Origin of the sequence: Sinorhizobium sp. 6-70 (assembly GCF_030124375.1) — a bacterium.
Taxonomy (GTDB): Bacteria; Pseudomonadota; Alphaproteobacteria; order Rhizobiales; family Rhizobiaceae; genus Sinorhizobium.
The window spans coordinates 329,691-343,253 of the sequence record NZ_JASKLS010000002.1 but is presented as its reverse complement, the minus strand read 5'-3'; the positions used below and the strand labels follow the sequence as shown (position 1 = coordinate 343,253).

Annotated in this window: 12 protein-coding genes; 11 read left to right on the top strand and 1 reads right to left on the bottom strand. The window is 63.9% G+C overall.

Annotation, left to right across the window (positions count from 1 at the left end; all coding sequences use genetic code 11):
• Positions 1–23: 23 nt before the first annotated feature.
• Entirely contained in the window at positions 24–887 is an 864-nt protein-coding gene (gene ehuB / locus QN222_RS05400) for an ectoine/hydroxyectoine ABC transporter substrate-binding protein EhuB (protein ID WP_283963588.1), read from the bottom strand.
• A 190-nt stretch (positions 888–1,077) separates the two neighbouring features.
• Here ehuB and QN222_RS05395 point away from each other — a divergent pair, with 190 nt between their 5' ends.
• Genes QN222_RS05395 through purU form a run of 11 tightly spaced genes read left to right on the top strand, consistent with a single transcriptional unit; the run spans position 1,078 to position 13,553 of the window.
• Positions 1,078–2,259 (top strand): M24 family metallopeptidase, encoded by a 1,182-nt coding sequence (locus QN222_RS05395; protein WP_283963589.1) that lies wholly within the window; start codon positions 1,078–1,080, stop codon positions 2,257–2,259.
• 60 nt (positions 2,260–2,319) lie between these two features.
• A complete protein-coding gene (locus QN222_RS05390; RefSeq protein WP_283963590.1) occupies positions 2,320–3,468 on the top strand; it encodes a Xaa-Pro peptidase family protein in 1,149 nt (382 codons plus the stop codon).
• 9 nt (positions 3,469–3,477) lie between these two features.
• Positions 3,478–4,734, top strand: a complete 1,257-nt coding sequence (locus QN222_RS05385; protein WP_283963591.1) for a sarcosine oxidase subunit beta family protein — start codon at positions 3,478–3,480, stop codon at positions 4,732–4,734.
• A 9-nt stretch (positions 4,735–4,743) separates the two neighbouring features.
• Complete coding sequence (locus tag QN222_RS05380; RefSeq protein WP_283963592.1) at positions 4,744–5,010, top strand: sarcosine oxidase subunit delta; 267 nt, start codon at positions 4,744–4,746, stop codon at positions 5,008–5,010.
• Complete coding sequence (locus tag QN222_RS05375) at positions 5,007–7,946, top strand: sarcosine oxidase subunit alpha family protein (RefSeq protein WP_283963593.1); 2,940 nt, start codon at positions 5,007–5,009, stop codon at positions 7,944–7,946. Before QN222_RS05380 ends, QN222_RS05375 begins: the two co-directional genes overlap by 4 nt.
• Complete coding sequence (locus QN222_RS05370) at positions 7,939–8,436, top strand: sarcosine oxidase subunit gamma (RefSeq protein WP_283963594.1); 498 nt, start codon at positions 7,939–7,941, stop codon at positions 8,434–8,436. The genes QN222_RS05375 and QN222_RS05370 overlap by 8 nt, the downstream gene beginning before the upstream one ends.
• A complete protein-coding gene (gene eutB, locus QN222_RS05365) occupies positions 8,427–9,425 on the top strand; it encodes a hydroxyectoine utilization dehydratase EutB (RefSeq protein ID WP_284005287.1) in 999 nt (332 codons plus the stop codon). Before QN222_RS05370 ends, eutB begins: the two co-directional genes overlap by 10 nt.
• Complete coding sequence (gene eutC, locus QN222_RS05360; RefSeq protein WP_283963596.1) at positions 9,422–10,411, top strand: ectoine utilization protein EutC; 990 nt, start codon at positions 9,422–9,424, stop codon at positions 10,409–10,411. Before eutB ends, eutC begins: the two co-directional genes overlap by 4 nt.
• Before the next feature lie 33 nt (positions 10,412–10,444).
• On the top strand, positions 10,445–11,626 hold the full coding sequence (doeA, locus tag QN222_RS05355; protein ID WP_283963597.1) for an ectoine hydrolase DoeA: 1,182 nt from the start codon (positions 10,445–10,447) through the stop codon (positions 11,624–11,626).
• Positions 11,627–11,632: 6 nt separating this feature from the next.
• On the top strand, positions 11,633–12,631 hold the full coding sequence (gene doeB, locus QN222_RS05350) for a N(2)-acetyl-L-2,4-diaminobutanoate deacetylase DoeB (RefSeq protein ID WP_283963598.1): 999 nt from the start codon (positions 11,633–11,635) through the stop codon (positions 12,629–12,631).
• A 37-nt stretch (positions 12,632–12,668) separates the two neighbouring features.
• Entirely contained in the window at positions 12,669–13,553 is an 885-nt protein-coding gene (gene purU / locus QN222_RS05345) for a formyltetrahydrofolate deformylase (RefSeq protein WP_283963599.1), read from the top strand.
• Positions 13,554–13,563: the final 10 nt, after the last annotated feature.

The following is a 13,563-nucleotide window of genomic DNA, read 5'->3' as shown; positions in this document are numbered from 1 at the left end:
TTCGCGCCGCCGGCCAGAAGGCGTTACTCGCCTGCGCAAAGCTGCGCGGTCGTCTTGTTGGGCAGATAGCCCTTGCCAAAGCCCAGCGGTTCGACGAGGGCGATGTGTTCCGGGGTGCCCAGGAAGGCGGTGAGCTCCTTGTTGAAGGCCTCGACGAGATCCTTGTCTTCCTTGCGGAAGCCGAAGCCGCCGTGACCCTTGACCGACTTTCCGGCAACTTCACCGAAGGGCTCCGTCGACTCTACCCCTTCCGCCTTCTTGGCCATTTCGGCGATCGACAGTGCGGTGAGGGCTGCCGCATCGGCGCGGCCGGCTTGGACGGCAGCGACAAGGCTGGACTGATCGGGCAGTGAGATGACCTGCTCGGCGGAGAGGCCGGCATCCTTGGCGTAGCCGCTTTCCACGGCACCCGCCATCACGGCGAGCTTCAGGTCCTTGTTGGTCGAGAAGGTGGAGTAGTCCTTGACGGCCTTAGGGTTGCCCTTCGCAACCAGCATGGCCTGGCCGATGCCATAAGAGGGCTCGGAGAAGGCGATCTCGGCGCAGCGCTTGGGATTGATGAACATGCCCGCCGCGATGATGTCGAAGCGGCCTGCCTTCAAGCCGGGAATGAGCGAGCCGAATTCGGTGAGGACGCCGTCCACCTCTGCGATACCCATCTTCTTGAGCACGGCCTTGGCGACTTCCGGCGCCTCTCCGGTGAGCTTTCCGTCCGGAGTGGCGAAGCCGAAGGGCGCTTCGTTGGCAAACCCGATGCGGATATAGCCGGCGGCCTTTGCTTTCTCGAGGGTCGATTCTGCGTGGGCGTAGCCGCAGAAGGATACGGCGGCGACGGTGAAAGCTGCGGCCCTCAGTGCATTCCTGCGGGAAATGAGAGATTTGAACATGGGTTCCCCTTTTTTTGAAGCTGGTGTTCGCCTCGCACAGCCTGGATGCCTCGCGAGAGAGTAGAAGTATACATCTGACTCTCGTTTTGGCAAGATGGCCTGCAATAAATACGAAAATTTCGATACCCCGTTGCGTGTCGTAGAAAATGATGTACACATCTAAGGCGTCGTACACGATGGAGGAGATGTCGTGAGCAGGTCGGCTGTTTTTACCGCGGCGGAGTATTCCCGCCGGATCCGTGATGTGAAGAAACGCATGGAACGGGCGGGCTTCGACCTCATTATCTGCCAGGATCCTGCGAACATGGGCTGGCTCACCGGCTACGACGGCTGGTCGTTCTATGTGCCGCAATGTGTCCTCGTGCACGTCGACGAGGAGCAGCCGATCTGGTTCGGTCGGGCGCAGGACGAGAAGAGCGCCCTTCTGACAACCGGCTTGCCTCAAGGCAACGTCGTGCCGTTTTCGGAGTATCTGGTGCAGAACCCGGAGGGCCACCCCTTCGATGAGCTTGCCGAGCTGGTCCGCGCCCGTGGCTGGGGGAAGGCGCGCATCGGTGTGGAGATGGATGCGCACTACTACACGGCGCGCTGCCACGCCCATCTCGTCAAAGGGCTTCCGGAGGCCAGCTTTTCCAACAACGGCGACCTGGTCAATTGGGCGCGCCTGATCAAATCTGAGCCCGAACTCGCCTTGATGCGCGAGGCCGGCGCCATTTGCTCACATGCGATGGAGCGGGCCATCTCGAAGATGAGCCCCGGGGTGCCGCAGAACGAGGTCATCGCCGAGCTCTATCACGCTCAGATCATGGGCGTGGACGGTCTCGGCGGCGACTATGCAGCGATCTGCCCGCTGATGCCGGTCGGCGAAGGCACTGCCACGCCGCATCTGACCTGGACCGAGGATCCTCTGCCGCAGTCCGGCCTCGCGATCCTCGAAATTGCCGGCGTGAGGCGGCGTTACCATGCAGCGCTTACCCGCACGGTGCACTTTGGCCGGCCGCCGCAGACCTACGTCGATATCGCCAAGGCCATTGTCGATGGTGTGGACGCCGGGCTCGAAAAGGCGCGTTCCGGCAACACCGCCGAAGAGGTCGAGGCCGCGTGGCAGGCCGTTCTGCGCAGCCGGGGACTGAAGAAGGAAAGCCGCGTCGGTTATCCGATCGGCCTGGCCTATCCGCCGGACTGGGGCGAGCGCACGGTCAGTCTCCGGCCGGGTGACCGGACGGCGCTGCAGCCGGGCATGTGCTTTCACATGATGGCGGGTGTCTGGCTTGGCGATTTCGGCCTGGCGATATCCGAGTCCTTCGTCGTCACGGACAAGGGCGGGGAGAAGCTTTGCACGTCGCCCCGGGAACTGATCGTCGTCGGATAGACGCCCGTTGATATCCATTCGAAGCGCCGCCGACTGAGGGCGGAAGACAAGAGAGAGACCATGGACGGTAATCCCTTTACCGATGGCGAGATCGCGCGCCGTCTTGATGCTGTAAGAGCTGGGCTCGTCGATCACGGACTTGATGCGGCGGTTTTCGCGTCGCCGGAAAATGTCTTTTATCTGACCGGCCTCGACCACTGGGGCTACTTTGCGCCGCATCTTCTCATCGTCCCGCTCCAGGGCAAACCGACGCTCGTCACCCGTGCGATGGAGCGTGTGACGATCGAAAATCATGTCCGTGCCGCCGAGTTCCGCGGTCACAGCGACAGCGAAACCGCGGCCGACCTCGCGTCGCGCATTCTCAATGAGCAGGGTTTTGCGGGAAAGCGCCTCGGGCTCGAGCAATGGACGTCAGGGTTGAGCCATGGGCTTGCGCGGCGGCTGGAGTCGCTGGTGTCCGCCGAGTGGAGCGACGTCTCCAATCTCGTGGATCGCCTGAGATTGGTGAAGAGCGCCGAGGAGCAAGTCCTCATGCGGCGGGCCGCTGCGGTCACCGACGCGGCAGCCGGCGCCGCAATCGGGATGATCGCCGACGGTGCACGGGAGCGCGACGTTGCTGCCGAGTGCATCGCGGCGATGACCCGCGCAGGAGGTCATGTGCCGGGCTTCGGCCCTTTCATTCGTCCGGCCTCCCGGCTTGGCGAGGAGCACACGACATGGGGATCCGGAAACTACCGCCAGGGGGAGCCGGTCTTCATCGAGCTTTCCGGGTGCATCTCACGCTATCACGCGCCGCTCGGGCGCCTGATCCGGCTTGGAGGCATCAGCGACGCCGATGCGCGCATGGCGGAAGTGACGGCGGCGGCCTTCAACGCCGTTGTCGTGGCGCTCAGACCCGGCGCGCGCGCCCGCGATGTCTACGCCGCCTGGCAGGCTGTCGTCGATGATGCAGGCCTTTCCCATTACCGCCGCCATCACTGCGGCTACTGCGTGGGCGTCGGCCAGCCTCCGTCGTGGACCGGCGGAAACACGGTGACCGGTCTCAGGCACGATTCCGATCTCGAGATCCGCACGGGGATGAGCTTCCACATCCTTTCCTGGCTGATGGGGACCGGCAAGGGGGACGATTTCGTCTCCAATACCGTGTTGCTGACGGAGACCGGCCCGGAGGTGCTGACACGCACGCCGCTCGGCCCGATCGTTCGATAGGACTTTGTCATGAGCCGTTATTCGGTCTTCTCGCTGCTGCGCCACGCAGCCACAGGCAACAGGGGATGGCAACGCGCCTGGCGCGCAGCCAGTCCAAAGGCCTCCTATGACGTCGTCATCATCGGCGGCGGCGGGCACGGCCTCGCAACGGCCTTCTATCTCGCCGAGAACCACGGCATCCGCAACGTCGCGGTGCTTGAGAAGGGCTATATCGGCGGCGGCAATGTGGGCCGCAATACCACGGTCATCCGGTCGAACTACCTGCTCGACGGCAATACCCAGTTCTACGAGTTCTCGATGAAGCTCTGGGAGGGAATGTCGGCGGCGCTCAACTTCAACGTCATGTTCTCGCAGCGCGGCCAACTCGTGACGGCACATTCGGCGGACCAGCTCGATACGTTCAGCCACCGCGCCAATGTCATGCGCTCGAATGGCATCGATGCGGAGATTCTCGACCGGGATGCCGTGCGCAAACTCGTGCCCTATCTCGACTTCTCCGACACCGCCCGGTTTCCGATCCACGGCGCGATCTTCCAGGGGCGCGCCGGCACGGCCCGCCACGACGCGGTGGCATGGGGCTATGCGCGCGGGGCGAGCGGCCACGGTGTCGATATCATCGAGGGCTGCGAGGTTACGGACTTTGTCCGGCAGGGTGATCGGATCGTCGGCGTTGAAACCACCCGCGGCCGTATCGGGGCCGGCCGGGTCGGTCTCGCGGTGGCCGGCCATACGTCCGTCCTTGCCCAGAAAGCTGGGCTCGAACTCCCGATCGAGAGCCATCTGCTCCAGGCCTTCGTGACGGAGCCGGTCAAGCCGTTGGTCGACCATGTCGTCGCCTACGGGGCGGACCACTTCTATCTCAGCCAGTCGGACAAGGGTGGGCTCGTCTTTGGCGGCAATCTCGACGGCTACAACTCCTACTCCCAGCGCGGCAACACCGGCGTGCTGCGCGAGGTCTGCGAGGCCGCAATTGCGCTGATGCCGAACATCTCGCGCCTGCGCCTGCTGCGCCATTGGGGCGGCATCATGGACATGACGCCGGACGCAAGTCCGATCATCTCGCTGACGCCCGTCGATGGCCTCTATCTGAACGGCGGCTGGTGTTACGGCGGGTTCAAGGCGACCCCGGCATCCGGCTGGTGCTTCGCCGAGATGCTGGCGACCGGCGAGACACCCGCCCTTATCCGCGGTTACGGGCTGGGGCGCTTCCGCAGCGGGCACATGATCGATGAAGCGGGCGCCGGCCCCTTCGCCTGGCTTCAATAGGAGAGCGAGATGCTTCGTATCGACTGCCCCTGCTGCGGCGTGCGTGACCACAGCGAATTCCGTTACGGCGGCGATGCCACCGCCGAGCGGCCCGCTCACGACAATCCGGATCTCGATGCCTGGTACCGCTATGTCTACGTGCGGGCCAATCCCAAGGGACTGCATCGCGAATTTTGGCAGCACGTTCTCGGCTGCCGCCAATGGCTCGTCGTCGAGCGCGACACGGTCACGCATTCGATCCATTCGGTCAATTTTTCAAGAAGGCAACGGGCATGACACCCACCGAAAAGCGCCTTGCGTCAGGCGGCTATCTGGACCGCTCGCAAGTTCTCAAGTTTACGTTCGATGGCCGTCAGTACGCCGGGTTCAAGGGAGACACGCTCGCTTCCGCTCTGCTCGCAAGCGGAGTCTCGCTGGTCGGCAGGAGTTTCAAGTATCATCGCCCTCGCGGCATTCTCTCTGCCGGCGCGGAAGAGCCGAACGCGCTGGTGACGGTCGGCACGGGCGCGCGCCGGGAACCGAACCTGCCGGCCACGATGCTGGAACTGGCACCTGGCCTGGACGCGGCAAGCCAGAACAACTGGCCGTCGTTGCGTTTCGATGTCCAGAGCGTCAACAGCCTGTTCAGTCCGCTTCTTTCCTCCGGGTTCTATTACAAGACCTTCATGGGACCGAGCCGCCGGGCCTGGATGTTCTATGAATACTTCATCCGCAGGGCTGCGGGTCTCGGCAAAGCGACAATGATGCCGGACCCAGATGTGTACGACTCCCGTGACGATTTCACGGACGTGGCGGTCGTTGGCGGTGGAGCGGCCGGACTTTCCGCCGCGCGAGCCGCCGCGCAAGCCGGAGCGCGCGTGCTGCTGATCGAGCAGGACTTCGAAATCGGCGGCCGCCTGCTTTCCGAGCCTGCCGGAGCGGCATGGCTGCAGGCGATGCGGACAGAGCTGGAAAGCATGCCGAACCTGCGCATCATGCGCCGCACGACCGCCTTCGGGCTCTATGACGGGAATACGCTCGCGTTGATCGAGGATGCGGACCCGTTCGCCGGGCGCGACATGGGTGCGGCACGGAAGACTTTCACGTTGCTGCACGCGCAAAGCATCGTCTTTGCCACCGGCGCGATCGAGCGGCCAATGGTCTTCGCGAACAATGACAGGCCTGGCGTCATGCTGAACTCGGCGATCAGGGCCTATGTCAATCGCTACGCGGTTCTGCCGGGCAGGAATATCGTCATCGCGACCGCCGACGACAGCGCCTATCTCACCGCTTTCGATCTCCTCGCCCATGGGGCACGCGTCACGATCGCCGATGCAAGGCCGATGGCGGAGCCGACGCTGTTGACGAGAGCCAAGCAAATGGGCGCCGAGGTTCATCTCGCGACGAATGTGGCGAACGTGAAAGGCAAATATGCGGTAGAGGGCGTCGTCCTCGCCGGGAAGGCAGGCACGACCGGCGTCAGCTGCGATCTGGTCGGCATGTCGGCCGGCTGGTCTCCGGTGCTGCATTTGACGTCGCACCAGGGAGTGAAGCCGGTTTACCGTCCAGACATCGACGCCTTTGTTCCGGGACCGCTCCCTGAAACCCAGTTCGTCGCCGGTGCGGCGACCGGAAGCTCGGGTGTCTCGGCGGCGATCGCCGAGGGTGCCACCGTCGGCCGCGCGGCGGCCGCCGTCGCTGGAAAGGTGGGGACGGTAGCCGAAGCGCCCGCGTTGGAGATCGAGGAAACGGCCGGCCCGACGACCGTCTACAAGCCGATCTTCGGTCAGCGAAAGGCATTCGTCGACTTCCAGATGGACGTGACGCTCGACGACATCCAGCTGGCCCAGCGGGAAGGCTACGAGTCGGTCGAACATCTCAAGCGCTATACGACGCTCGGGATGGGAACGGACCAGGGCAAGACGAGCAATATCAACGCCTTGAAGGCGATGGCCAAATTGCGCGGGATTTCGATCCCTGTGGCCGGAACGACAACGTTCCGGCCACCTTACACGCCGGTGGCGATCGGGGCGGTTGCCGGACGTGCGAGAGGTCACCACTTCCGTCCCTACCGTCTCACGCCGATCCACGACTGGCACACGGCGAACGGCGCGCAAATGCTCGAAGTCGGGCTCTGGATGCGGCCGTGGTTCTTCGAGGCCTCCGGCAAGGACGTGAATGCGGCTTACGTCAACGAAATGCGCCACGTGCGGTCCGCGGCGGGGATCATGGATATCTCGACGCTCGGTAAGATCGACATCCAGGGACCGGACGCGGCCACCTTTCTCGACAGGGTCTACGCCAATGGCTTCGCCAGCCTCAAGGTCGGGCGGGCGCGTTACGGCGTCATGCTGCGCGACGACGGCATCGTCTTCGACGATGGAACGACGACACGCCTGGGACCAGACCGCTTCTTCATGACGACATCGACCGCCAAGGCGGCAGACGTCCTTTCCTGGCTGGAATTCCTTCTGGATACGGCGTGGCCCGATCTGCGCGTCTCCGTTTCGTCGGTCAGCGACGAATGGGCGGGAATGTCGGTCGCTGGACCCGAGAGCGGAAAAATACTCGCGGCCGCTTTTCCGGATATCGGTTTCTCCAACGAAGCTTTCCCGCATATGGGGCTGGCCGAGGGAGCGTTCAGGGACAGTCCGCTGAGGATCATACGCCTTAGCTACTCCGGCGAGCGCGCCTATGAGATCTATGTCGGAGCCTCGAATGGAGAAGCCGCCTGGCGGCATCTCATCGACGCCGGCGCACCTTACGGCCTGAAACCTTACGGCGTCGAGGCGCTCGGTGCGTTGCGCGTCGAAAAGGGCCACGTGGCCGGCCCTGAAATCGACGGCAGAACGACCCTCTCGGACCTCGGCATGGGACGGATGGTCGCCAAGCGCAGCGGCTATGTCGGAGAGGCCCTGAGCCGTCGGGAGGCGTTTACGGCTGCAAATCGCCAGCGGCTGGTCGGCCTGAAATGCATCGAACCCGGCAAACGCCTTCGCGGTGGGGCGCTTCTGTTTGCGCCCGGCGAGCCGCTGGAGGGCCACGGCCACGGCCGCATGACGTCGATCACCTACAGTCCGGAACTGGACTGCTACGTTGGTCTCGGCCTCCTCGCCGCGGACTTCGAGGGCGACGAGGTGATTGCTTCCTATCCCATGAAAAATGAAGTCGTGCGGGCGCGCGTCGTTTCGCCCGTCTTCCTCGATCCCGCCGGAGAACGCATGCATGGCTGAGACGTTATCCACCGAGCGCATGGTGCTGAAGCAACTGCCATGCCCGCTCATTCAATGTGATGCATGGGCGGGCGCACTTGCGGCATTCGAGCCGGCGCTTGCCCGTGAGATCGGAGGTCCCCTGCCGACGCAGGTCGGGGAGATTGCCGGCCGCGACGGCCTGAGGGTCGTCCGTGCGGGACCACGCCGCTTCTGGATCTTCCCGGCAGAGCGCGCGTCGGCGATCGCTTCCGGCATTCCGCCCGAATTGGGCTGCAGGCTCGACCTCAGCGAAGGGCGGATACGCATCGAGGTGACCTCGCCTGATCTGCGCGACGTCGTCTCCAAGTGCCTGGCAATCGACTGGGAACGGACGCTCGGCGTTGCGACCTTTTCCTCGCTGCACCGTATCCCGGTCATGTTCACGCGTTCCTCCGAGCGCGATGGCGCGTTCGTCGTACCGCGAAGCTTCGCCAGAAGCATCTCTGAATGGCTGGAGGGATGTCAGTGATGGAACTCGACACTATCCTGGCTGCCCGCCAACGGATCGCCGGCCGGGTCCTGCGCACGCCGCTCGTCCTTTCCGCGTCGCTTTCCGAGCGTTGTGGCGTGTCTGTCGGCCTGAAACTCGAACACCACCAGACGACCGGCAGCTTCAAGCTGCGCGGCGCCACCAACGCCGTGCTGTCGCTGAGCCCTGAGGAGCGGGCCCGCGGCGTCGTGGCCGCCTCGACGGGAAATCACGGCCGGGCGCTCGCCCATGCGGCGAAAGCCGAAGGATCGCGCGCGACGATCTGCATGTCGCGGCTGGTGCCGGAGAACAAGGTCTCGGAGATCCGGCGCCTCGGCGCGAATGTGAGGATCGTCGGCAGATCGCAAGACGAGGCCCAGGAGGAGGTCGATCGCCTGGTCAGCGAGGAGGGGCTGGTTATGGTGCCACCGTTCGACCATCCGGCGATCGTTGCAGGCCAGGGTACCTTGGGGCTGGAGATTGTCGACGACATGCCGGACGTGTCGACGGTGCTGGTGCCGCTATCGGGCGGCGGGCTCGCGGCGGGCGTCGCCGCCGCGGTCAAAGCGCGCCGACCGAAGGCGCGCGTGATCGGGCTGACGATGGAGCGCGGTGCGGCGATGAAGGCGAGCCTCGAGGCCGGGCGGCCCGTGCAAGTCGAGGAAGAGCCAAGCCTTGCGGATTCGCTCGGCGGGGGGATCGGACTCGACAACCGGGTCACATTCGCCATGTGCCGCGACCTTCTCGATGACGTCGTGCTGCTTTCCGAAGAAGAGATCGCCGCCGGCATTCGTCACGCCTACGAAGAGGAGCGCGAGATCGTCGAGGGGGCAGGGGCCGTCGGCTTCGCAGCGCTTCTTGCCGGCAAGATCAAGAACATCGGAGGCCCGATCGCGGTCATTCTTTCCGGCCGCAACGTCGACATGGGCCTGCATTTGCGCGTGATAAACGGCGAAACGGATGCCCTTCGGGAGGGTGGTAGAACATGAGACAAATGAAGATTCTCACAGAGGCTGATCTGAGGGCGGTCGTATCGCTCGACCGTGCGGCGGTCGCCTGCGTCGAGGATGCATTCCATGCGCTTGCCACCAAGGCCGTGGCGATGCCACCCATTCTGAGGCTCGACATTCCCGAGCATCGCGGCGAAGTCGACGTCAAGACCGCCTATGTGCCCGGCATCGACGGGTTTGCGATCAAGATCAGCCCCGGCTTCTTCGACAATCCGAAGATCGGGTTGCCGAGCACCAACGGCATGATGGTGCTCCTGTCGAGCCGCACCGGCCTCGTCCAGGCGCTGCTGCTCGATAACGGCTATCTGACCGACGTCCGTACGGCCGCGGCCGGCGCGGTGGCGGCGAAGTATCTGTCGCGGGAGGATTCCTCGGTGGCGGCGATCTTCGGCGCCGGGATGCAGGCAAGGCTGCAGCTCGAAGCGCTCGCTCTGGTGCGGCCGATCCGCGAAGCGCGCATCTGGGCGCGCGACGCGGCGAAGGCCGAAGCAGCGGCGAAGGCGCTTGCCGAAAAGCTCGGCTTCCCGGTCAAGGCAGCAATCGATCCGAAGGCAGCCGTCACCGGCGCCGACATCGTCGTCACCACTACTCCTTCCGAGAAGCCGATCCTCAAGGCTGATTGGCTGCAGCCGGGGCAGCATGTCACCGCCATGGGATCGGACGCCGAACACAAGAACGAGCTGGACCCGCAGGCGATCGCCCGTGCAACCTATGTCGCCGACAGCCTGAATCAGACGCGCCGGCTCGGCGAGCTACACCATGCGATTGCCGCAGGCCTCGTCGCCCCGGATGCCGAGTTCGCGGCGCTCGGCCAGGTGATCGCCGGGCTGAAGGCCGGACGAACGGGACCCGACGAGATCACCATCGCCGACCTCACCGGCACCGGCATTCAGGACACCGCCATCGCCACGCTCGCCTTCGCACGGGCCAAGGCGGCAAACGCCGGAACGACATTCGAGAGCTGACCACCGGCGTTGCCGGAAAAACGAGGAAGAACCATGACCCAATCCAACCTCAAATTCTCCCTTGGGGAATATGAAGCGCGGCTGAAGAAGACGCGCCAGTCGATGGAGGCCAAGGGCGTTGAGCTGCTGATCGTCAGCGACCCTTCGAACATGGCCTGGCTGACGGGCTATGACGGCTGGTCCTTCTATGTGCACCAGGCCGTGATCGTGCCGCCGTCGGGCGAGCCGATCTGGTTCGGCCGCGGTCAGGACGCCAATGGGGCGAAGCTGACCGCCTATCTCAAGCACGAGAACATCATCGGCTATCCCGACCACTACGTGCAGTCGACCGAACGCCACCCGATGGACTATCTCTCCGGCATCCTTGCCGACCGTGGCTGGGGTTCGCTCAGGATCGGCGTCGAGATGGACAACTACTGGTTCTCCGCCGCCGCCTTCGCCTCGCTGCAAAAGCACCTGCCGAATGCCCGCTTTGTCGACGCCACGGCGCTCGTCAACTGGCAGCGCGCGGTCAAGAGCGAGACCGAGATCAAGTATATGCGCAACGCGGCCCGCATCGTCGAGGGCATGCATCGCCGCATCTTCGACAAGATCGAGGTCGGCATGCGCAAATGCGATCTCGTCGCGGAGATCTACGATGCCGGAACGCGCGGGGTCGACGGAATCGGCGGCGATTACCCGGCAATCGTGCCGCTGCTGCCCTCGGGCGTAGAAGCCTCCGCGCCGCACCTGACCTGGGACGATCGGCCGATGAAGAGCGGCGAGGGGACCTTCTTCGAGATCGCCGGCTGCTACAACCGCTATCATCTGCCGCTGTCGCGCACGGTCTTCCTGGGCAAGCCGACCCAGGCCTTCCTCGACGCGGAAAAGGCGACCCTCGAAGGAATGGAGGCGGGACTTGCAGTCGCCAAACCGGGCAACACCTGCGAGGACATCGCCAAAGCCTTTTTCGCGGTCCTGAAGAAATACGGCATCGTCAAGGACAACCGCACCGGCTATCCGATCGGGCTTTCCTATCCGCCGGACTGGGGCGAGCGCACCATGAGCCTGCGTCCCGGGGACAGGACAGAACTGAAGCCGGGCATGACCTTCCACTTCATGACGGGGCTCTGGCTCGAGGACATGGGCTTCGAGACGACGGAAAGCATTCTTATCACCGAAACGGGTGTCGAGTGCTTCGCCAACGTGCCACGCCAGCTCTTTATCAAGGACTAGCATCAAATGACCGAGACGATATTGCGGCCATCGCCGATCTCAGCAAGCGTCGATTTTTCGGCCGAGGGCATCCAGCACGGTTTCCTGCGGTTGCCTTACAGCCGCGATGACTCCGCCTGGGGATCGGTGATGATCCCGATCACCGTCGTCAAGAATGGGAGTGGGCCGACAGCCCTTCTTACGGGCGGCAACCACGGCGACGAATACGAAGGGCCGATCGCGCTCTTCGATCTCGCCCGGACACTGGAGCCGGATGAGGTGACGGGACGGGTGATCATCGTTCCTGCCATGAACTATCCGGCCTTTGCCGCCGGCACCCGCACGTCGCCGATCGACAAGGGCAACATGAACCGCAGCTTTCCGGGAAGGCCGGACGGCACTGTGACGCAGAAGATCGCCGATTATTTCCAACGTGAGTTGCTGCCGATCGCCGACATCGTGCTCGACTTCCACTCGGGCGGAAAGACGCTTGACTTCCTGCCGTTCTGCGCGGCGCACATCCTGCCCGACAAGGAGCAGGAGGCAAGGGCCTTCGAACTGGTCAAGGCGTTCGGCGCGCCCTGGTCGATGAAGATGCTGGAGATCGACGCCGTCGGAATGTACGACACCGCGGCCGAGGAGATGGGCAAGGTGTTCATCACCACGGAGCTTGGCGGCGGCGGAACGGCAACCGCCAGGAGCGCCGGCATTGCCAAGCGCGGCGTCAGGAACGTGCTTCGCGCCGCCGGCATCCTCAAAGGTGCAGTCGAGATATCGAAGACCGAATGGCTGGACATGCCGGACGGGGACTGCTTCTCGTTCGCGGAGGATGGAGGCCTGATCGAGCCGCTTGTCGATCTTGGGGACAAGGTGCGCAAGGGCGACGCGGTCGCCCGCATTTACCCCATCGGGCGTACCGGCGCTGAGGCTGTCACGATAAAGGCGAAAATGGATGGCCTGCTGGCTGCGCGGCACTTTCCAGGTCTGGTCAAGCCAGGCGACTGTGTAGCCGTCGTCGCAGTGTAGCTCATCTGACCTACATGATATTCCAAGGAAGATAGTCGTGAAATCGCACATCCTTACAATAACGTGCAGGTCGACGACCGGCATCATTGCGGCCGTTTCGGGCTATCTCGCCGAAAAGGGCTGCAACATCATCGACAGCTCGCAGTTCGACGATCTCGAAACGGGCCTGTTCTTCATGCGACTGGTCTTCATCAGCGAGGAAGGCGTGAAGCTTGACGAATTGCGCGAAGGCTTCCAGCCGGTCGCCGAACGGTTCGCGATGACCGCGGAGATCCGCGCCTCCGAAGAGCGCATGAAGGTGCTGCTGATGGTGTCGCGTTTCGGCCATTGCCTGAACGACCTGCTCTACCGCTGGAAGATCGGCGCGCTGCCGATCGACATCGTCGGCGTCGTCTCCAACCACTTCGACTACCAGAAGGTGGTCGTCAACCACGACATCCCGTTCCACTGCATCAAGGTGACGAAGGAGTTGAAGCCGAAGGCGGAAGCGCAACTGATGGAACTCGTCGAGCAGACCGGCGCCGAACTGATCGTGCTGGCCCGCTACATGCAGGTCTTGTCCGATGCGCTCTGCAAGAAGATGTCGGGCCGGATCATCAACATCCATCACTCGTTCCTGCCGAGCTTCAAAGGGGCGAACCCTTACAAGCAGGCCTATGAGCGCGGCGTAAAACTGATCGGCGCGACAGCGCATTACGTCACCGCCGATCTCGACGAGGGGCCGATCATCGAACAGGACATCGCCCGCATCACCCATGCGCAAAGCGCCGACGACTATGTCTCGATCGGCCGCGACGTCGAGAGCCAGGTGCTGGCGCGGGCCGTCCACGCCCATATCCACCACCGCTGCTTCATCAACGGCAACCGCGTCGTCGTCTTCCCGCCGAGCCCGGGCAGCTATGCCTCCGAACGGATGGGGTGAATCTGGTCTC

Bases quoted from the DNA above. Each gene is read 5' to 3' on its own strand.
- ehuB (WP_283963588.1), bottom strand. From the start codon at position 887: ATGTTCAAATCTCTCATTTCCCGCAGGAATGCACTGAGGGCCGCAGCT.
- QN222_RS05390 (WP_283963590.1), top strand. From the start codon at position 2,320: ATGGACGGTAATCCCTTTACCGATGGCGAGATCGCGCGCCGTCTTGAT.
- QN222_RS05385 (WP_283963591.1), top strand. From the start codon at position 3,478: ATGAGCCGTTATTCGGTCTTCTCGCTGCTGCGCCACGCAGCCACAGGC.
- QN222_RS05380 (WP_283963592.1), top strand. From the start codon at position 4,744: ATGCTTCGTATCGACTGCCCCTGCTGCGGCGTGCGTGACCACAGCGAA.
- QN222_RS05375 (WP_283963593.1), top strand. From the start codon at position 5,007: ATGACACCCACCGAAAAGCGCCTTGCGTCAGGCGGCTATCTGGACCGC.
- QN222_RS05370 (WP_283963594.1), top strand. From the start codon at position 7,939: ATGGCTGAGACGTTATCCACCGAGCGCATGGTGCTGAAGCAACTGCCA.
- eutB (WP_284005287.1), top strand. From the start codon at position 8,427: ATGTCAGTGATGGAACTCGACACTATCCTGGCTGCCCGCCAACGGATC.
- eutC (WP_283963596.1), top strand. From the start codon at position 9,422: ATGAGACAAATGAAGATTCTCACAGAGGCTGATCTGAGGGCGGTCGTA.
- doeA (WP_283963597.1), top strand. From the start codon at position 10,445: ATGACCCAATCCAACCTCAAATTCTCCCTTGGGGAATATGAAGCGCGG.
- doeB (WP_283963598.1), top strand. From the start codon at position 11,633: ATGACCGAGACGATATTGCGGCCATCGCCGATCTCAGCAAGCGTCGAT.